Origin of the sequence: Enterobacter cloacae complex sp. 372C4 (assembly GCF_050030615.1) — a bacterium.
Lineage (GTDB): Bacteria > Pseudomonadota > Gammaproteobacteria > Enterobacterales > Enterobacteriaceae > Enterobacter > Enterobacter intestinihominis.
In genome coordinates this window covers 1,612,003-1,637,594 of sequence record NZ_JBLGUQ010000001.1, presented here as the reverse complement: position 1 = coordinate 1,637,594, position 25,592 = coordinate 1,612,003, and the positions used below count along the sequence as shown (strand labels likewise).

The following is a 25,592-nucleotide window of genomic DNA, read 5'->3' as shown; positions in this document are numbered from 1 at the left end:
TTTACCAGGTCTGCCTGGACGAGAAGCGTTATGTTCAAATTAAAATTACTCAGCATTAGCACGATATTCATCCTGGCAGGCTGCGTGTCGCTTGCGCCTGAATATCAGCGGCCCGCAGCACCGGTACCCCAGCAGTTTTCACTGTCCCATAACAGCCTGACGCCAGCGGTAAATGGCTATCAGGATACGGGCTGGCGTAACTTTTTTGTCGATCCCCAGGTTACCCGGTTGATCGGTGAAGCTCTGACTAATAACCGTGATTTGAGAATGGCTGCCCTGAAGGTTGAAGAGGCCCGAGCCCAGTTCAACGTCACGGATGCAGATCGTTATCCCCAGCTGAATGCCTCATCCGGGATAACATACAGCGGTGGTCTGAAAGGTGACAAGCCGACCACACAGGAGTACGACGCGAGACTGGAGCTCAGCTATGAGCTCGATTTTTTCGGCAAACTTAAGAACATGAGTGATGCTGATCGCCAGAACTACTTTGCCAGCGAAGAAGCCCGTCGGGCCGTACACATCCTGCTGGTATCCAACGTTTCACAAAGCTATTTCAGCCAGCAACTGGCGTACGAACAACTTCGTATTGCGCGGGAAACGCTGAAAAATTATCAACAGTCCTATGCTTTCGTTGAGCAGCAGCTCGTGACCGGGAGTACGAACGTTCTGGCACTTGAACAGGCGCGAGGACAAATCGAAAGTACCCGCGCCGAAATAGCCAAACGAGAAGGCGATCTGGCTCAGGCAAACAATGCCCTGCAACTGGTGCTGGGAACGTACCGCGCACTTCCGTCAGAAAAAGGGATGAAAGGCGGGGAGATAGCCCCAGTAAAATTGCCACCAAATCTGTCTTCACAAATTTTGCTGCAGCGACCGGATATTATGGAAGCGGAATATCAGCTGAAAGCGGCTGATGCCAATATTGGCGCAGCGCGAGCGGCCTTTTTCCCCTCAATTACCCTGACCAGTGGTCTTTCCGCAAGCAGTACGGAGCTGTCCAGCCTGTTTACGTCAGGAAGTGGAATGTGGAATTTTATCCCTAAAATTGAAATTCCTATATTTAATGCTGGCAGGAATAAAGCCAATCTGAAGCTGGCTGAAATTCGCCAGCAACAGTCGGTGGTTAATTACGAACAAAAAATTCAGTCAGCCTTTAAGGATGTTTCCGACACGCTTGCGCTGCGCGACAGCCTTAGCCAGCAACTTGAGTCACAGCAGCGTTATCTTGATTCACTTCAGATAACTCTCCAGCGTGCCAGAGGATTGTATGCAAGTGGTGCTGTCAGTTACATCGAAGTGCTGGATGCAGAACGTTCCCTCTTCGCTACCCAGCAAACCATTCTCGATCTTACCTATTCCCGGCAGGTTAACGAAATTAATCTGTTTACCGCGCTGGGTGGCGGTTGGGTAGAGTAAATTTATTTAATTAATCAGGAAATTAAAATGCGTAATTCACTTAAAGCCGTTTTATTTGGTGCCTTCTCTGTCATGTTTTCTGCCGGTCTTCATGCTGAAACACATCAGCATGGCGATATGAATACTGCCAGTGATGCTTCGGTACAGCAAGTTATCAAGGGCACCGGTGTCGTTAAAGACATTGATATGAATACTAAGAAAATCACCATTTCGCATGAAGCAATTCCAGCGGTGGGCTGGCCTGCAATGACCATGCGCTTTACTTTTGTTAATGCAGACGATGCTATTAATGCCCTGAAAACAGGCAACCATGTCGATTTCTCGTTTATTCAGCAGGGCAATATCTCCTTACTCAAAAGCATTAACGTGACGCAGTCCTGATTGGCTGTCCGGAGCGATTACATCCTGTGCGCCTGTACATTCACATAGGTATATGTGTGAGTTAACCGTCAGGCGCATATGCCAGGTGTTTTGATTTTTTAGCGGAAAATTGTATGGCTTCTTTAAAGATAAAATATGCTGCAATAATTATCAGCAGCCTCATAGCAGGGGGGCTGATATCGGTTACTGCCTGGCAGTATGTAAACTCAGCACAAAAGACAGAAAAAACAGAACAAAAGGCACCGGAACGAAAGGTGCTTTTCTGGTATGACCCAATGAAACCGGATACCAAATTTGATAAACCCGGAAAATCGCCCTTTATGGATATGGACCTGGTGCCAAAATATGCTGATGACAGTGGCGATAAAAGCAGTGGCGGGATCCGTATCGACCCAACCCAGGTTCAGAATCTGGGATTAAAAACGCAAAAAGTCACGCGAGGAATGCTGAATTATTCTCAGACAATCCCGGCTAATGTCAGCTATAACGAGTATCAGTTTGTTATTGTGCAGGCGCGTTCTGACGGGTTTGTCGAAAAAGTCTACCCCATGACGATTGGCGATCATGTGAAGAAGGGGACGCCACTTATCGATATTACCATTCCGGACTGGGTGGAAGCACAGAGTGAATTCCTTCTGTTATCCAGCACCGGTGGTACTTCCACGCAAATTAAAGGCGTTCTGGAACGGCTTCGCCTGGCAGGTATGCCGGAAGAGGATATTCAGAGACTGCGTTCTACCCGGAGCATTCAGACCCGTTTTACCATTAAAGCACCTATTGATGGTGTCATTACTGCATTTGACCTGCGCACCGGCATGAATATTTCGAAAGATAAGGTGGTGGCTCAGATTCAGGGAATGGACCCGGTCTGGATCAGCGCTGCAGTGCCAGAATCTATCGCCTATCTGCTGAAAGATACGTCGCAGTTTGAAATTTCGGTACCGGCTTATCCGGATAAAACATTCCATGTCGAAAAATGGAATATTCTTCCCAGCGTGGATCAGACAACCCGTACGCTTCAGGTCCGTCTCCAGGTTTCTAATAAGGATGAGTTTCTCAAGCCGGGCATGAATGCCTATCTGAAACTGAATACCAGAAGCCAGGAGATGCTGCTGATACCAAGCCAGGCCGTTATCGATACCGGCAAAGAACAGCGCGTGATTACTGTTGATGATGAAGGCAAGTTTGTGCCGAAACAGATCCACGTTCTGCATGAGTCACAGCAACAGTCCGGCATCGGCTCCGGCCTGAATGAAGGCGATACCGTGGTGGTCAGTGGCCTGTTCCTCATTGACTCTGAAGCCAATATTACGGGCGCACTGGAACGTATGCGCCACCCTGAAAAAACAGAAAGCAGTATGCCAGCAATGTCTGACCAGCCTGTAAATATGCATTCAGGGCACTGAGGAGACGACGATGATTGAATGGATTATCCGGCGCTCTGTCGCCAACCGTTTCCTGGTCATGATGGGGGCCCTGTTTCTCAGCATCTGGGGCACATGGACGATTATTAACACGCCTGTCGATGCCTTGCCTGACCTGTCAGATGTGCAGGTCATTATCAAAACCAGCTATCCCGGCCAGGCCCCGCAGATTGTAGAAAACCAGGTCACCTATCCACTTACCACCACCATGCTGTCCGTGCCTGGCGCAAAAACCGTGCGTGGTTTTTCACAGTTCGGTGATTCGTATGTGTATGTCATTTTTGAAGACGGCACCGATCTGTACTGGGCCCGTTCCCGCGTGCTGGAGTACCTGAACCAGGTACAGGGAAAACTGCCCGCCGGTGTGAGTTCTGAAATCGGTCCGGACGCCACGGGGGTGGGCTGGATATTTGAATATGCCCTTGTCGATCGCAGCGGAAAACACGACCTTTCAGAACTGCGTTCTCTGCAGGACTGGTTCCTGAAATTTGAGCTGAAAACCATCCCGAACGTGGCTGAGGTCGCTTCGGTTGGCGGCGTGGTGAAACAGTACCAGATTCAGGTCAATCCGGTAAAATTGTCTCAGTATGGTATCAGCCTGCCCGAAGTGAAACAGGCCCTTGAATCGTCTAACCAGGAGGCCGGTGGCTCATCCGTTGAAATGGCCGAAGCTGAGTATATGGTCCGTGCCAGCGGTTATCTTCAGAGCATTGATGATTTTAATAACATCGTCCTGAAAACAGGCGAGAACGGCGTGCCGGTTTATCTGCGGGATGTTGCCCGCGTGCAGACCGGGCCTGAAATGCGGCGTGGTATTGCCGAGCTGAACGGCCAGGGCGAAGTCGCTGGCGGCGTGGTGATCCTGCGGTCGGGTAAAAATGCACGCGACGTTATCACGGCAGTGAGGGATAAACTTGAGACGCTGAAGGCCAGCCTGCCGGAAGGCGTTGAAATCGTGACCACCTACGATCGCAGCCAGCTCATCGACCGGGCGATTGATAACCTCAGTTCCAAACTTCTGGAAGAGTTTATCGTGGTGGCCATCGTCTGTGCCCTGTTCCTGTGGCACGTACGTTCTGCCCTGGTGGCGATTATCTCTCTGCCGCTTGGTCTGTGTATCGCCTTTATCGTCATGCACTTCCAGGGACTGAACGCCAATATCATGTCGCTGGGAGGGATAGCGATTGCCGTCGGTGCGATGGTGGATGCCGCCATTGTGATGATTGAGAATGCGCATAAGCGGCTTGAGGAGTGGGATCATCAGCATCCGGGTGAGCAGATTGACAACGCCACCCGCTGGAAGGTGATTACCGATGCCTCCGTTGAAGTGGGACCCGCACTGTTTATCAGCCTGCTGATCATCACCCTGTCCTTTATTCCTATCTTTACCCTGGAAGGTCAGGAAGGACGTCTGTTTGGCCCGCTGGCATTCACGAAAACGTACTCCATGGCGGGCGCGGCCGCGCTGGCCATCATCGTCATTCCGATTCTGATGGGATTCTGGATCCGGGGGAAAATTCCTGCAGAGACCAGTAACCCCCTGAACCGGGTACTGATCAAAGCGTATCATCCATTGCTGTTGCGGGTTCTCCACTGGCCAAAAACAACCCTGCTGGTTGCGGCCTTGTCCATTTTCACCGTTATCTGGCCGCTGAGCCAGGTGGGCGGTGAGTTTCTGCCGAAGATTAACGAGGGCGACCTGTTGTATATGCCGTCGACCCTGCCGGGTGTCTCTCCGGCTGAAGCTGCAGCGCTCCTGCAGACGACGGACAAGTTAATCAAAAGCGTTCCTGAAGTGGCCTCTGTATTTGGCAAGACCGGTAAAGCAGAGACCGCCACGGATTCCGCACCGCTCGAAATGGTTGAAACCACGATCCAGCTCAAACCTGAGGATCAGTGGCGTCCAGGCATGACGATTGACAAGATTATTGAAGAACTCGACAGGACCGTCCGTTTACCGGGGCTGGCAAACCTCTGGGTGCCGCCAATCCGTAACCGTATTGATATGCTCTCAACCGGGATCAAAAGCCCGATAGGTATCAAGGTGTCCGGAACGGTTCTGTCCGATATCGATGCAACGGCGCAGAGTATCGAAGCGGTCGCCAAAACCGTACCCGGCGTAGTGTCTGCTCTCGCAGAGCGACTGGAAGGCGGGCGCTACATTGATGTGGATATCAACCGGGAAAAAGCCTCCCGCTACGGAATGACGGTGGGCGATGTGCAGCTGTTCATCTCATCAGCCATCGGCGGCGCGACGGTAGGGGAAACGGTTGAAGGCGTGGCCCGGTACCCGATTAATATCCGCTATCCGCAGGATTACCGGAACAGCCCGCAGGCCCTGAAACAGATGCCGATCCTGACCCCGATGAAGCAGCAGATCACGCTGGGCGATGTTGCGGATATTAAGGTCGTTTCCGGGCCGACTATGCTGAAAACGGAAAATGCCCGTCCAGCCAGCTGGATTTACATTGACGCGCGCGGCAGGGATATGGTGTCGGTGGTTAATGACATTAAAACGGCGATCAGTCAGAAAGTGAAACTGAGACCGGGTACCAGCGTGTCATTCTCCGGACAGTTTGAACTGCTTGAGCATGCCAACAAGAAACTGAAGCTGATGGTGCCGATGACGGTGATGATCATCTTCATCCTGTTGTATCTGGCATTCCGCCGGGTTGATGAAGCCCTGCTGATCCTGATGAGCCTGCCGTTCGCCCTGGTTGGCGGGATATGGTTCCTGTACTGGCAGGGCTTCCATATGTCTGTCGCAACCGGAACGGGGTTTATCGCTCTGGCCGGGGTGGCAGCAGAGTTTGGCGTGGTCATGCTGATGTATCTGCGTCATGCCATTGAAGCGCACCCGGAATTGTCCCGTAAAGAGACGTTCACACCGGAAGGCCTTGATGAAGCCCTCTATCATGGTGCCGTACTGCGTGTCCGGCCGAAAGCCATGACCGTGGCGGTGATCATTGCGGGTCTGCTGCCAATACTCTGGGGAACCGGTGCAGGTTCAGAAGTCATGAGCCGTATCGCGGCACCCATGATTGGTGGGATGATCACGGCTCCGCTGCTGTCCCTGTTCATTATTCCTGCCGCCTACAAATTAATCTGGCTGCGCAGACATAAAAAAAGCGTGTCCTGAACCTGAAAGGGCACCCCCTGTGGGTGTCCTTCTTTACTGATTCACCCTGACGTCAGGGTTTAAATCGATAATATACAGAGGTGAGTATGAAAAAAGTGGTTCTGATGGCGCTGGCTCTCGGCCTTTCACTGCCCGCGATGGCGAGTGAAAAAGTGATTGATATGTACAAATCTGAAAACTGTGGCTGTTGTTCCCTGTGGGGCAAGGCGATGGAAAAAGACGGGTTTGAAGTACGAACTCACGTCATGAATGATCAGGCGCTGTCAGCCCTGAAAGAAAAGCATGCTATTCCTGCAGGACTGCGAAGTTGTCATACCGCGGTTGCCGGTAATTTGATCATTGAAGGCCATGTGCCTGCGACAACGATACATAAGGCAATGCAGTCTGGTTCAGGTATATACGGTCTCGCCACCCCCGGTATGCCAGCAGGAAGTCCTGGAATGGAGATGGGAGCCCGAAAAGAGGCTTACGATGTTATCGCATTCTCACCGGATGGAAGTAAAAAAGTCTTCCAGCGAATCGAATAGTCAGCGGAACGGCTGATAACGGGACGCCGGTAGCAGGCACTCCTGTGCCGGCGATATTCGTGGTAATCGCATCCATGACATACCCTGAAGACAGAAGATGCTTCGGTATGCATAAGGAGAGTTACTGTGAAAAATGACAATGCAGTGCAACACAACAACCAGACTGCTTCTGAGCAGACATTATCCCCGGACGAGGGCCACGTATTGCATAAGGTGAGAGATCCCGTGTGCGGGATGGCCATCCTGCCCGACAGGGCGCACAGCAGCATTCGATACCAGGACCATCAACTTTATTTCTGCTCCGCCAGCTGTGAGAGTAAATTTAAAGCCCATCCCGATCGTTATCTTACCGAAGATGCCAGTGAACATTCCCATCACCATCACCACGATCATCACGAAGTCAGCCCTGATCAGATAAAACAGCCTCACCACCAGGCGGAAAAAGAGAATTCTGAAGGTGTGTGGACATGTCCGATGCACCCGGAGATACGCCGCAGTGGTCCCGGAAGCTGTCCTGTCTGTGGAATGGCACTGGAGCCGCTCGTAGCTACGGCATCCACGGGGCCGAGTGATGAACTTCACGACATGACAAGACGCTTCTGGCTGGGGTTGTTGCTGGCGTTTCCGGTTCTGGTACTCGAAATGGGATCTCATCTGTTTCCCGAGTTGAGGAATACAGTACCGCCACAGTACAACACATGGCTGCAGCTGCTTCTGGCCTCCCCTGTCGTGTTGTGGTGTGGCTGGCCATTCTTCGCCCGGGCCGGAATGTCGTTACGTAACCGCTCCCTGAATATGTTTACCCTTGTTGCAATGGGGACCGGCGTAGCCTGGGTTTACAGCGTCATTGCAACCGTCTTCCCCTCCTGGTTTCCTGCATCGTTCAGAAACATGGATGGCCTGGTGGCCGTTTATTTTGAAGCCGCAGCAGTTATTACGGTGCTTGTTCTGCTGGGACAGGTTCTTGAGCTGCGGGCACGGGAACAAACCTCAGGCGCCATTACTGCGCTTCTGAACCTTGCCCCCAAAACCGCCAGACGGCTGGATCATGACGGTCATGAAACGGATATTAATGCGGAAGATGTCCTGCCTGGCGATAAGCTCCGCATCAGACCTGGAGAGAGTATTCCGGTCGACGGTATCGTGATCGAAGGCAAAACAACCGTTGATGAATCGATGGTGACCGGGGAATCTATGCCGGTTACCAAAACGGAGGGTGACCCTGTCATCGGGGGGACCATTAATCAGACAGGGAGTCTCATCATCCGTGCAGAGAAAGTCGGTGATGAAACAATGCTCTCACGAATTGTTCAGATGGTCGCTGATGCACAGCGTTCGCGTGCCCCCATCCAGAGAATGGCTGACAGCGTTTCAGGCTGGTTTGTTCCTCTGGTGATACTTATCGCGGTTGTTGCTTTCGTGATCTGGTCTGTCTGGGGGCCCGAGCCCAGGATGGCGCACGGTCTCATTGCGGCTGTGTCGGTCCTGATTATTGCCTGTCCCTGCGCGCTGGGGCTGGCCACGCCGATGTCGATAATGGTGGGGGTGGGCAAAGGAGCCCAGGCCGGGGTGTTAATCAGGAATGCCGAAGCCCTTGAGCGTCTTGAAAAAGTGGACACGCTGGTTGTCGACAAAACAGGCACGCTCACGGAAGGTTCGCCTACGGTGACAGGGATTATCAGTCTCAATCCGGGTGGGGAAACATCTCTTTTGCGTGTAACAGCCGCAGTGGAAAAAGGCTCGCAGCATCCGCTGGGTATGGCAGTAGTTAAAGCAGCACAGGAAAAGGGGATCGCAATACCCGCAGTCACTCATTTCGATGCACCGTCGGGTAAAGGTGTCTCAGGCGATGTCGAAGGTCAACGGGTTGTTATTGGTAATGAACTGGCTATGCAGGAAAACAGTATAGTTATTGATAATCAAAAGGCCGTTGCGGATACGTTGCGGATGGAAGGCGCTACCGTTATCTATGTGGCCACAGACGGGGACCTTGCAGGCCTGATAGCTATCTCGGATCCCGTGAAAACAACCACGCCGGATGCGCTTAAAGCTTTGCGTCAGGCGGGGATCCGCATCGTTATGCTCACCGGGGATAACCAGCTTACTGCTGAAGCAGTCGCACGGAAACTGGGAATAGATGAGGTTGAAGCCGGAATTCTGCCGGATGGCAAAAAAGCAGTGATAACCCGACTGAAAGAGTCTGGCCATGTGGTTGCGATGGCCGGAGACGGTGTGAATGATGCCCCGGCGCTGGCAGCGGCTGACGTGGGTATAGCCATGGGAACGGGTACAGATGTGGCAATTGAAAGTGCCGGAGTCACCCTTCTCAAAGGCGACTTGATGATACTGAACAGGGCCCGTCATCTGTCAGAGATCACCATGAAAAATATCCGTCAGAATCTGTTTTTTGCATTTATCTACAACGCACTTGGCGTGCCTGTGGCTGCAGGTCTGCTTTATCCTGTGTATGGAATACTGCTGTCGCCAGTTATTGCGGCGGCGGCCATGGCTCTTTCCTCCGTCAGCGTCATTGTGAATGCGTTGCGTCTGAAAAGTGTCAGGCTCGGGAAATAACACTGAGTGAAGGGTCAGTTACGAACAGAAGGAGTCCAGTATGAAAAGTACCACCTATGCGCTTATTGCTGTCGCCGCGATCGCGGCATTTGCCCTCCTGCGCGAACACTGGTCACATGTGGCAGGTTACTGGCCATATCTGTTATTGCTGGTCTGCCCGCTAATGCATCTTTTCCACGGCCACGGAGGGCATGGAGATCATCAACATCACGGAAGTGAAAACGATAAAAAAAATTAATCCGGCAGACGGGGCCGCGTCGCGGTCCCGTTATCAGTCCAGGTATCGTTCGTAGTCTCTGGCATGCGCAAAGGCATGCTGTTCGAGTTTGTTATCAGCGGGTGCCGCTGCCCGGAACGCCAGAGAGTTAACAGGGTTGTTATTGATGACCAGCTCGTAATGCAGATGAGGACCGGATGAACGTCCGCTGTTACCGGATAACGCAATAGCACCTCCCCGTGTAACCCTGGCCCCTTTAGTAACGAGTATTTTATTGAGGTGGAGATAGCGAGTTTTAACACCGGCTTTTCCCGTTACTTCAACAAAATATCCCATGGTACTGTTGTATTCGGCCCGGGTGATTTTTCCGTCGATGACGCTGACTATTTTCGTGTTCATGGGCATGGAATAATCAATGCCATTATGGGGACTCACTTTTCCCGATACCGGGTTAAGTCTTGCAGGATTGAAAGGCGAACTGAGTCTTGCTGTGGCCGGTAACGGATAATCGAGACTGCCTTTCCCGGAAGTATCGGAAAGGTTATAGAACTTTTTATCTGATATACGATACGCCGTGTAATTAAATGAACCGGACGTAAATTTATAGGCCACGACACGTGATTTTCCCGCTTTCTTTTGCAGTACGAGTTTTAATGATTCATTTTTTTTCAAATGCCGCAGATTAAACCGGGAAGGCAAGGAGCGCTGAAGAGTAGCGATCTCGTTCGATTCCAGCCCCGAGCGGGTGGCTGAAAGGTAGGCATTTTCTTTTACGACATCGGTAGAATACATTTACTGGAATTCGCCGTTAGCATGAACACTGCGGCGTATGCTAGGGGTTTTCAGGAGGCGTGTCATCTGTCAGTTAATCGGGAGCACCGTTGATGGTCGTCATTTTTGTAACATATCTTGTTTCCCGTTTGCTCCTGAAGCTCTGGGAACTGTATGACCAGCCCGACGGTGATGATTAACGGGACTGAAACAGGTTACGGCAGAGCAATATGGGGCTCATGTCCTGCTACGTAACCCGTCAGTAAAGCCCTGCTGCGCACCTGACGCTAAGCACTAACCCGCCTGCAGTTACCTGGTCGAATACAGCCCGCGAAGCTTTCTTGCCTGCGTCTGATGTGCTTCCGCACCGGCATTATTGACCTGCTCATGCACGAGAGCGGCTTTTTCTCCGGCATTCAGTTCGTTAAAAGAAGAAGACGAGGTCTTTGAATTTGCATCACTGCCGGACAGCATTTTTTTATGTTCCTCAATCATTTTCTGATGCGCATAGGACGCGCTGTTGTTCATAAATGAATGAGCAACAATGGCCCTTTCATGTTCATTCATTTCAGAGAATGAGGGCGTGTTGTTTTTATTAACCCTGTCCGGTAAGTTTTCATGCGTCGAGGAATTCACATGACTGACGGCTGAGGCATTATTAACAAATCGATGTGCTTCATGGGCAATATCACTGGACTGAGCAAAAGCTGCCCCACAAAATAAAGCTGTAAACGCAGTGGTCGTGATTAATATATTCATGTGTAATTACCTTCTGAGGTACATAAAAGATGTCCTTATGATCATATATAAAAATAATCAACCTGTGGGGAAGATGACGTAAATGTAATACAGCTATGTACATTACACGATTGTAATGAATTTGTTTCTTAAGGTGTGCTAGATTCATTTCATTGTAAGTGGATGAACCAGTAATTTAATTTAAATCGGTTCTCGAATTCTGTCAGTAACCATACTTTAAATAAGGGAATGCGCATGCTGTTGAAAACGTCTCGACGAACTTTCCTGAAGGGGTTAACCCTCTCTGGCGTAGCCGGAAGTCTTGGCGTATGGAGTTTCAATGCGCGTTCCAGTCTGAGCCTGCCAGTTGCCGCATCCCTGCAGGGTACTCAGTTTGACCTGACCATTGGTGAAACGGCCGTCAATATCACGGGCAGTGAGCGTCAGGCCAAAACAATCAATGGAGGCCTGCCGGGGCCCGTTCTTCGCTGGAAAGAAGGTGACACCATTACCCTGAAGGTCAAAAACCGTCTTAATGAACAGACGTCCATTCACTGGCACGGCATTATTCTTCCGGCCAATATGGATGGTGTTCCGGGGCTGAGTTTTATGGGCATAGAGCCTGATGATACCTACGTTTACACCTTTAAGGTTAAGCAGAACGGGACTTACTGGTACCACAGCCATTCCGGTCTGCAGGAACAGGAGGGGGTATACGGTGCCATTATCATCGATGCCGGGGAGCCAGAACCGTTTACTTACGATCGTGAGCATGTGGTCATGTTGTCTGACTGGACCGATGAAAATCCTCACAGCCTGCTGAAAAAATTAAAAAAACAGTCGGATTACTACAATTTCAATAAACCAACCGTTGGCTCTTTTTTCCGCGACGTGAATACCAGGGGGCTGTCAGCCACCATTGCCGATCGGAAAATGTGGGCTGAAATGAAAATGAATCCGACTGACCTCGCGGATGTCAGTGGCTACACCTACACCTATCTCATGAACGGGCAGGCCCCGCTGAAAAACTGGACCGGACTGTTCCGTCCCGGTGAAAAGATACGCTTACGGTTTATCAACGGCTCGGCAATGACCTATTTCGATATCCGTATCCCCGGGCTGAAAATGACGGTCGTGGCTGCAGATGGCCAGTATGTAAACCCGGTTACCGTTGACGAATTCAGGATTGCCGTTGCCGAAACCTATGATGTCATTGTGGAGCCTCAGGGTGAGGCCTATACCATCTTCGCACAATCCATGGACAGGACCGGTTACGCTCGAGGGACACTGGCCACGAGAGAGGGGTTAAGTGCTGCCGTTCCCCCCCTCGATCCCCGTCCTCTGTTGACCATGGAAGATATGGGTATGGGGGGAATGGGACATGATATGGCAGGAATGGACCACAGCCAGATGGGAGGCATGGATAACAGCGGAGAGATGATGTCTATGGACGGTGCTGACCTTCCGGATAGCGGGACATCCTCCGCGCCCATGGATCACAGCAGCATGGCCGGTATGGATCATTCCCGGATGGCCGGAATGCCGGGTATGCAAAGTCATCCTGCGTCAGAAACGGATAACCCACTGGTTGATATGCAGGCGATGAGCGTCTCTCCGAAATTAAATGATCCGGGTATTGGTCTTCGAAATAACGGAAGAAAGGTTCTCACGTACGCGGATTTGAAAAGCCGCTTTGAGGATCCTGACGGACGTGAACCTGGCCGTACCATAGAACTGCATTTAACCGGCCACATGGAAAAGTTTGCCTGGTCATTTAACGGAATCAAGTTTTCAGATGCCGCACCGGTGCTGCTGAAATACGGTGAGCGGCTCAGGATCACGCTGATCAACGATACCATGATGACTCACCCCATTCACCTGCATGGTATGTGGAGCGATCTGGAAGATGAAAACGGTAATTTCATGGTTCGTAAACACACAATAGATGTTCCCCCTGGTACAAAACGCAGTTACAGAGTGACAGCAGATGCGCTTGGCCGCTGGGCGTATCACTGCCATTTGCTCTATCACATGGAAATGGGAATGTTTCGTGAAGTCCGGGTGGAGGAATGATGCGAATGAAGAGAAATTTGAAGGCCATACCTGTTCTGGTCGCCGGTTTGTTTACCTCACAGCTTTCTATTGCGGCGGGCTCCGTCTCTGCAGATCCCCACGCCGGGCACGACATGTCTGCCATGCAGATGCCAGCAGATGAGAATTTCACTGAGATGACGTCAATGGAGCCCATTGTAACTGAGAGCAGAACGCCAATTCCGCCTGTTACCGATGCCGACCGGAAGGCTGCATTCGGCAATTTACAGGGGCATGCGATTCACGACAGTGCGATTAATTATCTGGTTCTGCTGGATCAACTGGAATGGCAACGGTCGGATAACACCAACAATTTCAGCTGGAGTGTTAACAGCTGGATTGGAGGCGACACAGATCGGATTTGGCTAAAGAGTGAAGGTGAACGAAGCAATGGGGAAACGGAGGCGGCTGAAGCGCAGTTACTCTGGGGACATGCGGTTGGCCCATGGTGGGATTTGGTTGCGGGTGTCAGGCAGGATTTCAGACCTGCTTCTGCCCGGACCTGGGCTGCTGTCGGTTTTCAGGGGCTGGCACTCTATAATTTTGAGTCTGAAATTACGGGTTTTGTCAGTAATGGCGGAAAAGCAGCCCTTCGTCTGGGAGGAGAATACGACGTTTTACTGACTAACCGGCTCATACTCCAGCCATCCTATGAGGTGAATTTCTACAGTCAGGATGATGAATCGCGGGGTCGCGGCAGGGGACTGACTGACACAGAGCTGGGGCTCCGGCTGCGCTATGAAATACGCCGTGAGTTTGCACCCTATATAGGCGTTTCCTGGAATCAACTTTACGGGAAAACATCCGATATGGCGAAAAGAGAAGGTGAGAAAGACCATCAGGTAGTATTCCTGGCGGGAGCCAGAATCTGGTTTTAACGCACTGATATAAAACACTCAACTAAACAGGTAAATAAAATGTCGATTTTAAATAAAGCCATTCTTACAGGTGGCCTCGTTATGGGCGTTGCTTTCTCTGCTATGGCCCATCCGGAATTAAAAAGCTCTGTGCCACAGGCTGATTCAGCCGTAGCGGCCCCGGAAAAGATTCAGCTTAATTTCTCGGAAAATCTGACCGTGAAATTCTCAGGTGCAAAATTAACGATGACGGGTATGAAAGGCATGTCATCACATTCTCCGATGCCGGTCGCGGCAAAAGTGGCGCCAGGCGCTGACCCTAAATCGATGGTCATTATTCCGCGAGAGCCTTTACCCGCTGGCACTTATCGTGTTGACTGGCGCGCGGTTTCTTCAGATACGCACCCTATTACCGGTAATTACACCTTTACAGTGAAGTAATATTATGAACGACCTGATTATGATTGTTATTCGTTTTCTTCTTTATCTGGATTTGATGGTAATATTTGGATTGCCATTTTTTCAGATATATGGAATAAGCGGTGTCAGACATGAAACCTATAACCTGACTAATTTCAGGTCGTTTATAACTTTTGCTGTTGTTACAGGCATCATTCTTACTGGCATTAATATGCTCCTGGTATCTAATGCCATGAGTGGAGTAACTGACCTCAGAGAATTATCCATCCATGTTATCGAGATGGTGATAGAAGAAACTGATGTGGGTATTAGCTGGATTGTCAGGCTCTGTGCCCTGTTTACCACACTCGGTGCTTTGTTCCTTTACACTAATAAGAGAGTATTGTCCTGCCTGCTGATGACGATGAGTGGGGGCGTGGCGCTGGCTACACTTGCCTGGGGAGGACACGCCGTTATGCATGACGGTCTGCATTACTATCTCCATTTACTGAGCGATCTGACCCATCTCGGCGCTGCAGGTGCCTGGACAGGTGCTCTGGTTGCATTTGCTATCCTGCTGATGCGCAGAAACGAGCATAATGCACAGAGCGTCATTGTGATATCTGACTCCCTGGCAAAATTTGCCACGGCAGGAACGGTGATTGTTGTAGCCCTGATCCTGAGTGCGCTGGTCAACTATCTGTATATTGCTGAGGGTAACTTAACTCCCTTATTCAACAGTTCCTGGGGGAGGATATTGCTTGCCAAGACGGCTCTGTTTGTTCTGATGCTTCTTCTGGCTGCAGCAAACCGGTTTCACCTGGGTCCCCGGCTTGAAGTTATGGTCAGGGAAGGGAATTATGATCGCAGCGTTGCCCTGATGCGAAACAGCATCCTGACAGAATTCGTTGTTGCGATTATCATTCTGGGCGCCGTAGCGTGGCTCGGAATGCTTGCTCCGTCTCAGGTCAGCTAGGGGACAGCCAAAGCTCATGCGTGAGATTTTTACTTTCATATCAGCGAGTTGACCATGCAGCGTATTTTAATCGTTGAAGACGAACAAAAAACAGGTCGTTACCTGCAGCAGGGACTGGTTGAGGAAGGCTATCAGGCCGATCTCTTTAATAATGGCCGCGATGGTCTCGGGGCCGCGTCGAAGGGACAGTATGATTTGATAATACTGGACGTGATGCTGCCTTTCCTCGACGGGTGGCAAATCATCAGCGCACTGAGGGAGTCCGGGCACGAAGAACCGGTCCTGTTTTTAACCGCAAAGGACAACGTGCGGGACAAAGTGAAAGGACTGGAGCTTGGCGCAGATGACTACCTGATTAAGCCCTTTGATTTTACGGAGCTGGTTGCACGTGTAAGAACCCTACTGCGCCGGGCACGCTCGCAGGCCGCAACAGTCTGCACCATCGCCGATATGACCGTTGATATGGTGCGCCGGACCGTGATCCGTTCGGGGAAGAAGATCCATCTCACCGGTAAAGAATACGTTCTGCTTGAGTTGCTGCTGCAACGCACCGGAGAAGTGTTACCCAGGAGTCTTATCTCGTCCCTGGTCTGGAACATGAATTTTGACAGTGATACGAATGTGATTGATGTCGCCGTGAGACGTCTGAGAAGTAAAATTGATGATGACTTTGAGCCAAAACTGATCCATACCGTTCGCGGTGCCGGATATGTCCTGGAGATCAGAGAAGAGTGAGGTTCAAAATTTCCCTGACCACACGCCTGAGCCTGATTTTTTCTGCGGTGATGCTTACGGTATGGTGGTTATCAAGTTTTATCCTGATTAGCACCCTTAATGGCTATTTCGATAATCAGGACCGCGATTTTCTGACAGGTAAACTTCAGCTCACCGAAGAGTTTCTTAAAACAGAGACGTTCAGGAACAAAACGGATATTAAGTCATTATCAGAAAAAATAAACGATGCGATGGTGGGGCACAATGGCTTATTCATTTCTATAAAAAACATGGAAAATGAAAAAATTGTTGAACTCTATGCCAAAAATTCTGTTGTTCCAGCGGTCCTGCTTAATAAGTCGGGTGATATTCTCGACTATATGATCCAGACGGAAGAAAATAACACCGTGTACCGCAGTATCTCGCGGCGGGTTGCCGTGACGCCGGAACAGGGTAAAAGCAAACATGTCATCATTACGGTTGCCACGGATACTGGGTATCACACCCTGTTTATGGACAAACTCAGTACCTGGCTGTTCTGGTTCAATATCGGTCTGGTCTTTATTTCTGTTTTTCTGGGCTGGCTGACCACACGTATTGGTCTGAAACCGCTACGGGAAATGACCGGTCTGGCTTCCTCCATGACCGTACACAGCCTGGATCAGCGTCTAAATCCCGATCTGGCTCCGCCGGAAATCTCTGAGACCATGCAGGAGTTCAATAATATGTTTGATCGCCTGGAGGGGGCATTCCGGAAACTGTCAGATTTCTCGTCTGACATCGCGCATGAGCTGCGCACACCAGTCAGTAATCTGATGATGCAGACGCAGTTTGCACTGGCTAAGGAAAGGGATGTTTCGCATTACCGCGAAATTTTATTCGCTAACCTGGAAGAACTGAAAAGGTTGTCACGAATGACCAGTGACATGCTTTTTCTGGCACGTTCAGAGCATGGTCTGCTGCGGCTGGATAAACATGATGTGGATCTGGCAGCCGAACTGAATGAATTACGTGAGTTGTTCGAGCCCCTGGCAGACGAAACAGGAAAGACAATCACGGTTGAAGGAGAGGGCGTTGTTGCCGGAGACAGCGATATGCTCCGACGTGCTTTCAGTAACCTGCTTTCCAATGCAATCAAGTATTCTCCCGATAACACCTGTACAGCGATACACCTTGAGCGTGACAGTGACTGTGTGAACGTGATGATTACGAATACGATGTCCGGCCAGGTTCCCGCTAATCTGGAACGTTTGTTTGACCGGTTCTATCGCGCAGACTCATCAAGGTTCTACAACACGGAAGGCGCGGGGCTGGGATTATCAATTACAAGGTCGATCATTCATGCTCACGGCGGCGAGCTGTCAGCAGAACAGCAGGGGCGTGAAATTGTGTTCAAAGTGCGCCTGTTAATGGATTAATCCCGTTGTTCAGGAGAAACCTGGAAGGTGACAAAATTGTCATCATTCAGTCACGCGATAAACAGAGGCGGTTTTTTATAATTATTCATAAATCAGGAGCAGCGTGATAACACAATCACCTGGTTCCTGGAGTGATGATTAACCCGCCCTGAGATCAACTGCTTTCTCTGTTATAAGCCATTGATTGTTTGGGTATGTAAACACCGGAGACCCAACCATGAAAAAGATTCTCGTATCATTTGTTGCCATTATGGCTGCCGCTTCATCTGCCATGGCTGCAGAGACAATGAACATGCATGACCAGGTAAATAATGCACAGGCACCTGCCCACCAGATGCAGTCATCTGCTGAAAAAAGTGCAATTCAGGGAGACAGCATGACAATGATGGATATGAGCAGTCACGATCAGGCCGCAATGTCCCATGACATGATGCAAAACAGCAATTCTGCTGCCCACCAGGACATGGCTGAAATGCATAAAAAAATGATGAAAGCTAAACCCGGAGCTACCAACGAAACAGCAAAGTCATTTTCTGAAATGAGCGAGCATGAGAAGGCCGCAGCTGTACATGAGAAGGCGAATAATGGTCAGTCTTCCGTTGTTCACCAGCAGCAGGCTGATAAGCATCGCAGTCAGATCACCCAGAATTAACCCGCAGCTCCACTTGTTAGACCCTCATTTGACGCCGAAGTCACTGGCTTACGCTCCCGTCCGGGAGCGTTTTTTTTCCCATATATCAAACTTTAACTCTGAAGAGGTGGAAGTATCTGACCAACACTGTCACGTAACGCCAGATAACTACAAAAACACCTTTTTCCTCCTGTAAATTGCAGTTCCTGCAAGAACATCAAGGCATAATGTTGGAACAGCGTGTGATACACACTTAGCATCATGTTTTGTATGTGTTTTTTTAAAACTTTACAACTTTAAAGTCTTTTTCAGGTTAAAGGATACAACTTTAATGTCTCTACACAGCTGAGGGTAAATGACAAGCGGGCGCGGTCATTCATCATTGCATTTCAGGGGCTGACGGCGACGTCAGTCAGGTGTACAACGTCCAGAATATTGCTGGCGGCCACGGTTCCCATCTTGATGTATGACGCTGCGCTGACGCCGCCAATATGCGGCGAAATGATGACGTTATCGACGGTCTGCCACAGGTTCGGGGCGGTCAGTGGCTCGCTGGTAAAGCTGTCGAGTGCCGCGCTGTGCAAGGTTCCATCCTTCAGCGCGTGTAACAGGGCTTCATCGTTAACCAACCCGCCGCGCGCTGTGTTCACCAGAATCGCGTTACGTTTACAGTGCGCGAGCGTGTCTGCGTTGATCATTCCTCTGTTGTCGTCAGTGAGCGGACAATGCAATGAGATAACATCGGCACGGGATAAAAGGTCGGGTAAGGTGTTTGCCCGTTCACAACCAGAAGGCATCGTTTTAGCGTAAGGATCATACGCCACAATCTGCATGCCGAATGCCTGCCCCACCAGCGCAACCCGCGAGCCAATCGCCCCCAGACCGATAAGCCCCAGCGTCATGCCTTCCAGCTCGATAGATTTGTGCGTGGCTTTATCCCAGTGCCCGTCGCGCAGGCGTTTATCAAGGGTGACCACGGATTTGGCACAGGCAAGGATCAATGCCCAGGTATGTTCTGCAACCGCTGCCGCATTGGCACCGGGGGCGGAACGAACGGCGATATTACGCGCCGCTGCCGCTGGCTGGTCTATCACGTCAATGCCGCTTCCGTGTTTCGATATAACCTGTAATGCAGGGGCTGCATCCATGATCCTTGCGGTTATTTTGCCGTAACGCACCAGGATGGCCACAGGATTGTGCCGTTCGCACAGCGTAACCAGCTGATCTTCTGTGGGCTGGTGACCGGCATACACCACGTCAAAGTCTCGCAGCATGTTGACAGCCTGGTCCGCCAGGTCGCATCCCGTGACCAGTACAACGCGTTTGTCTTCCATTACAGCGTCTCCCCGTCAGATAACATGCCTGCCTTACGCAGCGCGTCGTTAAGCCAGTGTGGACGTAAATCGCCCTCACGAATAGCAGCAATACGTCGGGTCTCTGTTTCGAGTTTCCCTTTGGCCATGGCGATAACGGCCTGCACTTCATCACGCGGGATCACCACCACGCCGTCGATATCCGCGACCACCAGATCCCCGGCTCGTACCGTTGCACCAGCGATAGAGATGGGGTGATTAACCCGGCCAGGAATGGATTTTGTCGGGCCACAGGGGTTAAGACCGGCGGCGAAGACGGGGTAGTGCCCTTTACTCAGGGTATCGGCATCACGTACCGCCCCGTCAATGATGATGCCCGCAATACCGCTTGCCTGGGCCTGCGTCGCCATAATCTCACCGAGCAGCGCACAGGTCAGGTCGCCTTTCCCGTCAACAACCAACACATCGCCAGGCTGTGCTACGGCCATTGCGGCATGGATGGCCAGATTATCTCCCGGGCGCACCTCCACGGTGACTGCCGGGCCCGCAACGGCCATGTGAGGCGCGAGCGGTTTGATACGACCATGGAGTGTACCGCGGCGACCGGCAACATCCGCCAGAATGGCGGCCTGATACTCGGCAGCCTGGTGAACCTGTTCAGCCGATACGCGTTCGACCTGACGATTAATCAATGATTTTTCAGAAACGGACATATATGCCTCCATATTGTTTTACTGTGTACAATGCAGGTGTACAATACAAAACAACTATAGCGGTGTTACTTTCCCATTAGCCAGATCTGCGATGGCGTTTGTGATGTAAACACGAAGTGACTCACAAAAATTGAGGTACACTCACTGCCGAGCAGAAAAGGAGATGATGATGGGTAACGAAGGCGTTGTAGCGGTCGAAAAGGCGCTGGCTTTACTGGATTGCTTCCGTCCCGGCGATGAGAGCCTGACGCTGACCGCGCTGGCGCAGCTATCGGGTTATCACAAAACCACGGTTTACCGGTTAATGAATTCGCTTGAGCGAATGAACTATGTCGTCAGGCATGATGACGGCAATTATGCGCTTGGCCCACGTCTGCTTTACCTTGGCAAACTTTATGAACAATCTTTCCATCTTTCCCGGGTGGTGCAGCCTGAGCTTCAGGCGTTATCACAGGCCTCTCAGGAGAGCGCCAGCTGGTATGTGTTAGAAGGCGGGCAACGTCTGTGCCTGTTCCGGGCAGAAGCATCGCACGGGTTGCGTCACAGCAATCTGCCGGGTACTCAGTTTCCGCTGGACGATTCTGCCATCAGTAAAGTGCTTCGCCACTGGGGCCTTAATGACCCGCTGCCAGAGGGGGAGCCCGCTGTTCCGCTCTATACCGCAGGCGCCCGTGACCCGCATACTGCGGCGTTCGCAATGCCCGTCTTCGGCGTCAATGACAAGCTGATTGCGGCGCTGGCGTTGACCGGGCCCATCTCCAGACTGACTGAAGATCGCCGTGAACAGGGGATCAGCCAGCTAATGCATGCCACCGCCAGCCGCCTGTCACAGAAAATGGGGGCCAGTAAGCCTTTTTGCCAGCAGTTTTATGGGGAAACGCAGGATACTGCGGAAGAGAGTCTCTAAGCATAAAGCGGGACGTGCGTCCCGCTTTTGTTATGTCTAATGGGTGACCTGCTTTTCATGCAACTGAGCATTGCGGGCCTGGCGTCCCATCACCAATACCGCGATACCCCCCGTGACGCATAACGCCGCCAGAGGAAGCATGGCCAGCGTGTGGCTACCCGTCCGTTCGTTGATAATACCGTAAGCGTTGACCATCACCGCACCGCCGATAAGGTTAGCGATGGCGCCAATTGCAGCCAGCCCCGCAGCCGCCGACGTGCTGCTCATCCAGCCTGACGCCAGCGCCCAGAAAGGCCCCTTCATTGAATACGCCCCTATCAGCATGATGCTCAGGATAACAATGGTGGCGGAAAGAGAGACGCTGACAAAGGCGGCAAATACGCCTGCGGCAATAATGAAAAGGGTCAGAGCGGTATGCCAGCGGCGTTCGTTGGTTCGGTCCGAACTGCGTCCCCACACAATCATCAGTACGGATGCCAGACCGTAAGGAATGGCGTTGAACAGACCCGTCTCCAGATTATCAAGGTGGAACGATTTCAGCAGCTGCGGTGACCAGACGCTGATGGTGGTGCCCGCTGATGACGCGCCTGCGTAAATCAGCGCCAGCAGCCAGATTTGACGATGCCTGAGCAACTGCCATGTCGTCTGGTGTCCGATATTTTTTTGCTGTTGACGCTCGGTTTCAAGCGTCGTTTCCAGCCATTTTTTCTGTTCCGCGTTAAGCCAGTTAGCCTGGTGCGGACGATCGCGAAGAACAAACCAGGCGGCAATACCCAGCAGGACGGCGGGTAAACCTTCAATGATAAACAGCAGATGCCAGCCGCGCAGACCCAGCCATCCATCCAGCGACAGAATCAACCCGGACAGCGGCGAGCCAATAAAATTGGCCAGCGGGATCGCGACCATAAAGGACGCGATAATTCGCGCACGGTAGCGGGAAGGGATCCACCAGGTCAGAAAGAGTACGACGCCGGGGAAGAAGCCCGCCTCCGCGGCACCCAGCAGAAAACGCACGATATAAAGCGACGTCGTGTTTTGTACCAGTGCCATACACATGGATACCACCCCCCAGCTGATCATAATGCGGGGGATCCACAGACGTGCGCCAACTTTCTGCATTGCCAGATTGCTTGGAACTTCAAACAGAAAATACGCCACGAAATAGAGGCTACTGGCGAAGCCAAATGCCGCTTTGCTGAGACCGAGATCCTCATTCATCTGTAGCGAAGCCATGCCGATATTGCCGCGATCGATAATGGAGACCAGATAACTGACTATCAGAAACGGGAGGATACGCCAGATCACCTTGCGCATAGTCTCTCTTTCTATGTCCTCAGTGGCGGCAGTGCCATTACGAATATGTTCTGTCATGTGTTCCTCGCAGGGTCTGTTCTTGGTTTTATCAGGTACAACTCGGTTTTATTAAACAAAACCACTATAGCGTCGGCGCCTTCTTTTTATCCAGTTAATGGAAGGTTTAAATGATGTAAATAAGACGTGACTCACAGTTAACGGGCTTTACCTCGTGAGCCTAAACGACAGATGCGCCACCCCCCGTTGTGAGGTAAAGTACACACCTTGCGCAGCCAAAGAGCTGCGGTTTTGTGGGGTATAGGCGAATAACACGTTCCCCCATTCTCACTTCTGGTTTACGCCAGCCTGCATGGTGTTGTGTTTTGTCTTCTTAAAAGGGTTGTCTATGTCTGCTGCTCATCTCGGTTTCCCGACGGAAACCGTTGTTGTCTTTGTGGTGATGGCCGTTGGGGCGATGTTTATCGACCTCTTCATGCACCGTCACGATAAACCGATCTCGCTGAAAAGCGCGGCCATGTGGTCCATCTTCTGGGTCATGATGGCGATGGCGTTTGCTGGCTTCTTATACGTGCACCACGGCGCGGAGATGGCCAGTCTGTTCCTCACCGGCTATGCACTGGAAGAGGTGCTCTCCGTCGACAACCTGTTTGTGATGATGGCGATCTTCGCCTGGTTCGGCGTGCCGGATAAGTATCGTCACCGCGTGCTCTACTGGGGCGTGCTGGGGGCGATTGTGTTCCGCGGTATTTTTGTTGCCATCGGCACCAGCCTGCTGAGCCTGGGGCCATACGTTGAGGTGATTTTTGCGCTGGTCGTCGGCTGGACGGCGGTGATGATGCTGAAACGCAATGAAGAGAGTGATGAAGTCGAGGATTACTCCAACCATCTGGCGTACCGCCTGGTAAAACGCTTCTATCCGGTCTGGCCAAAAATCAGCAGCCACGCGTTTATCCTGACCCAAAAAGAGGTGGACGCCGAGCTGGAGAAGCCTGAAAACAAGGAGGTGATGGTAGGTCGTGTGAAGAAGGCGAAGCGCTACGCGACGCCGCTGCTGCTCTGCGTGGCGGTGGTAGAGCTGTCCGACGTGATGTTCGCCTTCGACTCCGTTCCCGCGATCATTGCCGTCAGCCGCGAGCCGCTGATTATCTACAGCGCCATGATGTTCGCAATCCTCGGCCTGCGTACCCTCTACTTCGTGCTGGAAGCGCTGAAGCAGTATCTGGTGCATCTTGAGAAAGCGGTAGTGTTACTGCTGTTCTTCGTGGCGTTCAAGCTGGGGCTGAATGCGACCGATCACTTCTGGCATCACGGCTATAACATCGGTGCCACGGCAAGCCTGTTTGTGGTGCTGGGGGTACTGGCGCTGGGGATTATTGCGAGCGTGATGTTCCCGGGGAAACGTGAGGCCTGATGTATCGCCCGGTGGCGCTTCGCTTACCGGGCCTACGACTGGGATGTAGGCCGGGTAAGGCGCAGCCGTCACCCGGCAAAAGGCTACTTTATTATCGGTGAGTTTCGGCGCTTGCGCGGATGATGGAAATGGCGCCAGTGCGGATCCTGCGCCGCCGCCAGCAGCTCGTGGTCGCCACGCGTGTCGCCCCAGGCGCGCAGGTGATATGCGTTCAGATCGCCATACACCTTTTCCAGCCTCGCCACTTTCTGCGCGCAGCGGCAGTTGTTACCGGTGATCCGCCCGGTCAGCTTGCCGTCTTTCACTTCCAGCTGCGTGCCAATCAGCTTAATGCCGAGCTTATCGGCCCACGGCTGCAATACCAGCGCCGGGGAGGCGGAGCAAATCGTCACTTCCGCACCGGAATTAACTTCGTTGGCGACAGCCATGACCCCTTCCGGGCGCATAAGCTTGTTCCAGTATTTTTCACAGAAGGCCTCTGCCTGCTGACGTAACCAGTGCTCATCCACCCCCGTCAGGAAGGTTTTGATCAACACCTCTTTCAGCTCATCACGCGTCAGCTTGCGACGCACGCAGTGCAGCGTAGGCAGGGCCATGCGCACCAGGCGACCCGCAAAGTAGCGCTTGCCAAAGGCAAAGCGCAGGAACGGAATAAAACTGTCGTGGTGCGTCAACGTACCATCAAAGTCAAAGACAGAGAGCACGCTGGACTTCGCCACGGCTTCGTCGGCAATCATATTGGTCATAAATACGTCTTAGCTGAAATACACATTCTGTTCACTAGTTTACCTGCTTTACCTTCACAGTCCTTCTATCCGATCTCATTTTTTCTCGAACCTGTGGCCTGACGGGTCAAACTATGTCATCCACCACGCCACCGTCAACGCGCAGCGCCGCGCCGGAAGTCGCGGAGGCCTGCATGGAACAGACATACACCACCATATTCGCCACTTCTTCTACCGTTGCGGCGCGCTGAATAACCGAGCTGGGGCGATTCTCCATCACGAACGCTTTCGCCAGCTGCTCCAGCGATTTGCCGGTTCTCTCCATCTCGTCTTTCATCATTGCGGCAAAACCGTCCGACATTGTCGGGCCCGGCAGCACGCTGTTCACCGTGACGCCGCTGCCTGCCACGAACTTCGCCAGACCGCGCGCCAGCGAGAGCTGGGCGGTTTTTGTCACGCCATAGTGGATCATATCCGCAGGAATATTGCAGGCCGATTCTGACGAGATAAACACTACCCGACCCCAGCCTTTTTGTACCATACCGGGCAGCAGGGCACGGGAGAGGCGCACGCCGGACATCACGTTGGTTTGCCAGTAGCGTTCCCAGGTCTCGTCGTCGGTGGAATAAAAATCCTGCTGGCCATAGATCCCGGCGTTATTCACCAGAATATCGACGTGCGTGGCGACCCTGAGCAGTTCGTCAACGCCCTCCTGCGAGCTCAGGTCGGCGATGGCGGCACGGACCTGTACGCCAGGCACCACCTGCTGGAGCGCCTGAATGCCTTTGTTCACCGAGTCGACGCTGCGCCCGTTGACGATCACTTCCGCACCGCTCTCCGCCAGTCCGCGGGCGATGGCAAACCCAATACCGCCGGTGGACGCGGTCACCAGCGCTACTTTCCCCGTTAAATCGATTTTCATCGTTCACTCCTTGT

General features: G+C 51.9%; 23 protein-coding genes. 16 read left to right on the top strand and 7 right to left on the bottom strand.

Features of this window, described 5'->3' with window-relative positions; genetic code table 11:
* The first annotated feature begins 30 nt into the window (after nucleotides 1-30).
* The 7 genes from silC to ACQG11_RS07895 all read left to right on the top strand — a co-directional run bounded on the left by silC (nucleotide 31) and on the right by ACQG11_RS07895 (nucleotide 9,699).
* The gene (silC, locus tag ACQG11_RS07925; protein ID WP_000475506.1) at nucleotides 31-1,416 is read left to right on the top strand and encodes a Cu(+)/Ag(+) efflux RND transporter outer membrane channel SilC; all 1,386 of its coding nucleotides are present in this window, start codon (nucleotides 31-33) and stop codon (nucleotides 1,414-1,416) included.
* A 27-nt stretch (nucleotides 1,417-1,443) separates the two neighbouring features.
* Nucleotides 1,444-1,797 carry a cation efflux system protein CusF gene (cusF, locus tag ACQG11_RS07920; RefSeq protein WP_001246155.1) on the top strand — a complete coding sequence of 118 codons (354 nt, stop codon included), beginning with the start codon at nucleotides 1,444-1,446 and terminating at the stop codon, nucleotides 1,795-1,797.
* 113 nt (nucleotides 1,798-1,910) lie between these two features.
* Nucleotides 1,911-3,203 (top strand): Cu(+)/Ag(+) efflux RND transporter periplasmic adaptor subunit SilB, encoded by a 1,293-nt coding sequence (gene silB, locus ACQG11_RS07915; RefSeq protein ID WP_000157620.1) that lies wholly within the window; start codon nucleotides 1,911-1,913, stop codon nucleotides 3,201-3,203.
* Nucleotides 3,204-3,213: 10 nt separating this feature from the next.
* A complete protein-coding gene (silA, locus tag ACQG11_RS07910; protein WP_000574029.1) occupies nucleotides 3,214-6,360 on the top strand; it encodes a Cu(+)/Ag(+) efflux RND transporter permease subunit SilA in 3,147 nt (1,048 codons plus the stop codon).
* Nucleotides 6,361-6,446: 86 nt separating this feature from the next.
* On the top strand, nucleotides 6,447-6,887 hold the full coding sequence (locus tag ACQG11_RS07905; protein WP_000758228.1) for a DUF411 domain-containing protein: 441 nt from the start codon (nucleotides 6,447-6,449) through the stop codon (nucleotides 6,885-6,887).
* A 126-nt stretch (nucleotides 6,888-7,013) separates the two neighbouring features.
* Complete coding sequence (silP, locus tag ACQG11_RS07900) at nucleotides 7,014-9,461, top strand: Ag(+)-translocating P-type ATPase SilP (protein ID WP_001353604.1); 2,448 nt, start codon at nucleotides 7,014-7,016, stop codon at nucleotides 9,459-9,461.
* Nucleotides 9,462-9,501: 40 nt separating this feature from the next.
* Nucleotides 9,502-9,699, top strand: coding sequence for a DUF2933 domain-containing protein (locus ACQG11_RS07895; RefSeq protein ID WP_000843494.1), 198 nt, complete (start codon nucleotides 9,502-9,504; stop codon nucleotides 9,697-9,699).
* A 33-nt stretch (nucleotides 9,700-9,732) separates the two neighbouring features.
* Here the strand turns inward: ACQG11_RS07895 and ACQG11_RS07890 are convergent, their stop codons facing one another.
* Both ACQG11_RS07890 and ACQG11_RS07885 read right to left on the bottom strand, forming a co-directional pair.
* Nucleotides 9,733-10,470, bottom strand: a complete 738-nt coding sequence (locus tag ACQG11_RS07890) for a peptidoglycan DD-metalloendopeptidase family protein (RefSeq protein ID WP_000287501.1) — start codon at nucleotides 10,468-10,470, stop codon at nucleotides 9,733-9,735.
* A gap of 288 nt (nucleotides 10,471-10,758) precedes the next feature.
* Nucleotides 10,759-11,208, bottom strand: coding sequence for a copper resistance protein (locus tag ACQG11_RS07885; protein WP_001023257.1), 450 nt, complete (start codon nucleotides 11,206-11,208; stop codon nucleotides 10,759-10,761).
* A gap of 234 nt (nucleotides 11,209-11,442) precedes the next feature.
* Here ACQG11_RS07885 and pcoA point away from each other — a divergent pair, with 234 nt between their 5' ends.
* The 7 genes from pcoA to pcoE all read left to right on the top strand — a co-directional run bounded on the left by pcoA (nucleotide 11,443) and on the right by pcoE (nucleotide 18,294).
* Nucleotides 11,443-13,260: a multicopper oxidase PcoA gene (gene pcoA, locus ACQG11_RS07880; protein ID WP_000925240.1), complete on the top strand. Its 1,818-nt coding sequence runs from the start codon at nucleotides 11,443-11,445 to the stop codon at nucleotides 13,258-13,260.
* Between the two features lie 5 nt (nucleotides 13,261-13,265).
* A complete protein-coding gene (gene pcoB / locus ACQG11_RS07875) occupies nucleotides 13,266-14,156 on the top strand; it encodes a copper resistance outer membrane transporter PcoB (RefSeq protein WP_001378118.1) in 891 nt (296 codons plus the stop codon).
* Nucleotides 14,157-14,195: 39 nt separating this feature from the next.
* Complete coding sequence (pcoC, locus tag ACQG11_RS07870; RefSeq protein ID WP_000025662.1) at nucleotides 14,196-14,576, top strand: copper resistance system metallochaperone PcoC; 381 nt, start codon at nucleotides 14,196-14,198, stop codon at nucleotides 14,574-14,576.
* Nucleotides 14,577-14,631: 55 nt separating this feature from the next.
* Nucleotides 14,632-15,510, top strand: coding sequence for a copper resistance inner membrane protein PcoD (gene pcoD / locus ACQG11_RS07865; RefSeq protein ID WP_229692861.1), 879 nt, complete (start codon nucleotides 14,632-14,634; stop codon nucleotides 15,508-15,510).
* A gap of 54 nt (nucleotides 15,511-15,564) precedes the next feature.
* Entirely contained in the window at nucleotides 15,565-16,245 is a 681-nt protein-coding gene (pcoR, locus tag ACQG11_RS07860; RefSeq protein WP_001188930.1) for a copper response regulator transcription factor PcoR, read from the top strand.
* Nucleotides 16,242-17,642: a copper resistance membrane spanning protein PcoS gene (gene pcoS / locus ACQG11_RS07855; protein ID WP_426728291.1), complete on the top strand. Its 1,401-nt coding sequence runs from the start codon at nucleotides 16,242-16,244 to the stop codon at nucleotides 17,640-17,642. The genes pcoR and pcoS overlap by 4 nt, the downstream gene beginning before the upstream one ends.
* 217 nt (nucleotides 17,643-17,859) lie before the next feature.
* Nucleotides 17,860-18,294, top strand: coding sequence for a copper resistance system metallochaperone PcoE (gene pcoE / locus ACQG11_RS07850; protein WP_000723069.1), 435 nt, complete (start codon nucleotides 17,860-17,862; stop codon nucleotides 18,292-18,294).
* A gap of 368 nt (nucleotides 18,295-18,662) precedes the next feature.
* Here pcoE and ACQG11_RS07845 read toward each other — a convergent pair whose 3' ends face one another.
* Together ACQG11_RS07845 and ACQG11_RS07840 are read right to left on the bottom strand one after the other, a co-directional pair.
* Nucleotides 18,663-19,607, bottom strand: a complete 945-nt coding sequence (locus ACQG11_RS07845) for a hydroxyacid dehydrogenase (protein ID WP_404348054.1) — start codon at nucleotides 19,605-19,607, stop codon at nucleotides 18,663-18,665.
* Nucleotides 19,607-20,299 carry an RraA family protein gene (locus ACQG11_RS07840; protein WP_063146809.1) on the bottom strand — a complete coding sequence of 231 codons (693 nt, stop codon included), beginning with the start codon at nucleotides 20,297-20,299 and terminating at the stop codon, nucleotides 19,607-19,609. Before ACQG11_RS07840 ends, ACQG11_RS07845 begins: the two co-directional genes overlap by 1 nt.
* A 169-nt stretch (nucleotides 20,300-20,468) precedes the next feature.
* On the opposite strand from ACQG11_RS07840, the gene ACQG11_RS07835 reads away from it, so the two are divergent.
* The gene (locus ACQG11_RS07835) at nucleotides 20,469-21,206 is read left to right on the top strand and encodes an IclR family transcriptional regulator (protein ID WP_063148109.1); all 738 of its coding nucleotides are present in this window, start codon (nucleotides 20,469-20,471) and stop codon (nucleotides 21,204-21,206) included.
* Nucleotides 21,207-21,242: 36 nt separating this feature from the next.
* Here ACQG11_RS07835 and ACQG11_RS07830 read toward each other — a convergent pair whose 3' ends face one another.
* Complete coding sequence (locus ACQG11_RS07830; RefSeq protein WP_045308786.1) at nucleotides 21,243-22,577, bottom strand: MFS transporter; 1,335 nt, start codon at nucleotides 22,575-22,577, stop codon at nucleotides 21,243-21,245.
* 328 nt (nucleotides 22,578-22,905) lie between these two features.
* Here ACQG11_RS07830 and ACQG11_RS07825 point away from each other — a divergent pair, with 328 nt between their 5' ends.
* Entirely contained in the window at nucleotides 22,906-23,931 is a 1,026-nt protein-coding gene (locus tag ACQG11_RS07825) for a TerC/Alx family metal homeostasis membrane protein (protein ID WP_426728290.1), read from the top strand.
* An 83-nt stretch (nucleotides 23,932-24,014) separates the two neighbouring features.
* Here the strand turns inward: ACQG11_RS07825 and ACQG11_RS07820 are convergent, their stop codons facing one another.
* Together ACQG11_RS07820 and ACQG11_RS07815 are read right to left on the bottom strand one after the other, a co-directional pair.
* A complete protein-coding gene (locus tag ACQG11_RS07820) occupies nucleotides 24,015-24,677 on the bottom strand; it encodes an HAD family hydrolase (protein WP_063201337.1) in 663 nt (220 codons plus the stop codon).
* Between the two features lie 106 nt (nucleotides 24,678-24,783).
* Nucleotides 24,784-25,578 (bottom strand): SDR family NAD(P)-dependent oxidoreductase, encoded by a 795-nt coding sequence (locus ACQG11_RS07815; RefSeq protein WP_022649696.1) that lies wholly within the window; start codon nucleotides 25,576-25,578, stop codon nucleotides 24,784-24,786.
* Nucleotides 25,579-25,592 lie beyond the last annotated feature (14 nt).

Bases quoted from the DNA above. Each gene is read 5' to 3' on its own strand.
- pcoD (WP_229692861.1), top strand. From the start codon at position 14,632: ATGGTAATATTTGGATTGCCATTTTTTCAGATATATGGAATAAGCGGT.
- ACQG11_RS07840 (WP_063146809.1), bottom strand. From the start codon at position 20,299: ATGTCCGTTTCTGAAAAATCATTGATTAATCGTCAGGTCGAACGCGTA.
- ACQG11_RS07835 (WP_063148109.1), top strand. From the start codon at position 20,469: ATGGGTAACGAAGGCGTTGTAGCGGTCGAAAAGGCGCTGGCTTTACTG.
- silA (WP_000574029.1), top strand. From the start codon at position 3,214: ATGATTGAATGGATTATCCGGCGCTCTGTCGCCAACCGTTTCCTGGTC.
- ACQG11_RS07815 (WP_022649696.1), bottom strand. From the start codon at position 25,578: ATGAAAATCGATTTAACGGGGAAAGTAGCGCTGGTGACCGCGTCCACC.
- ACQG11_RS07890 (WP_000287501.1), bottom strand. From the start codon at position 10,470: ATGTATTCTACCGATGTCGTAAAAGAAAATGCCTACCTTTCAGCCACC.
- ACQG11_RS07820 (WP_063201337.1), bottom strand. From the start codon at position 24,677: ATGACCAATATGATTGCCGACGAAGCCGTGGCGAAGTCCAGCGTGCTC.
- silB (WP_000157620.1), top strand. From the start codon at position 1,911: ATGGCTTCTTTAAAGATAAAATATGCTGCAATAATTATCAGCAGCCTC.
- pcoB (WP_001378118.1), top strand. From the start codon at position 13,266: ATGAAGAGAAATTTGAAGGCCATACCTGTTCTGGTCGCCGGTTTGTTT.
- silC (WP_000475506.1), top strand. From the start codon at position 31: ATGTTCAAATTAAAATTACTCAGCATTAGCACGATATTCATCCTGGCA.
- ACQG11_RS07905 (WP_000758228.1), top strand. From the start codon at position 6,447: ATGAAAAAAGTGGTTCTGATGGCGCTGGCTCTCGGCCTTTCACTGCCC.
- pcoR (WP_001188930.1), top strand. From the start codon at position 15,565: ATGCAGCGTATTTTAATCGTTGAAGACGAACAAAAAACAGGTCGTTAC.
- pcoE (WP_000723069.1), top strand. From the start codon at position 17,860: ATGAAAAAGATTCTCGTATCATTTGTTGCCATTATGGCTGCCGCTTCA.
- ACQG11_RS07825 (WP_426728290.1), top strand. From the start codon at position 22,906: ATGTCTGCTGCTCATCTCGGTTTCCCGACGGAAACCGTTGTTGTCTTT.
- ACQG11_RS07895 (WP_000843494.1), top strand. From the start codon at position 9,502: ATGAAAAGTACCACCTATGCGCTTATTGCTGTCGCCGCGATCGCGGCA.
- pcoA (WP_000925240.1), top strand. From the start codon at position 11,443: ATGCTGTTGAAAACGTCTCGACGAACTTTCCTGAAGGGGTTAACCCTC.
- pcoC (WP_000025662.1), top strand. From the start codon at position 14,196: ATGTCGATTTTAAATAAAGCCATTCTTACAGGTGGCCTCGTTATGGGC.
- cusF (WP_001246155.1), top strand. From the start codon at position 1,444: ATGCGTAATTCACTTAAAGCCGTTTTATTTGGTGCCTTCTCTGTCATG.
- ACQG11_RS07830 (WP_045308786.1), bottom strand. From the start codon at position 22,577: ATGACAGAACATATTCGTAATGGCACTGCCGCCACTGAGGACATAGAA.
- ACQG11_RS07885 (WP_001023257.1), bottom strand. From the start codon at position 11,208: ATGAATATATTAATCACGACCACTGCGTTTACAGCTTTATTTTGTGGG.
- ACQG11_RS07845 (WP_404348054.1), bottom strand. From the start codon at position 19,607: ATGGAAGACAAACGCGTTGTACTGGTCACGGGATGCGACCTGGCGGAC.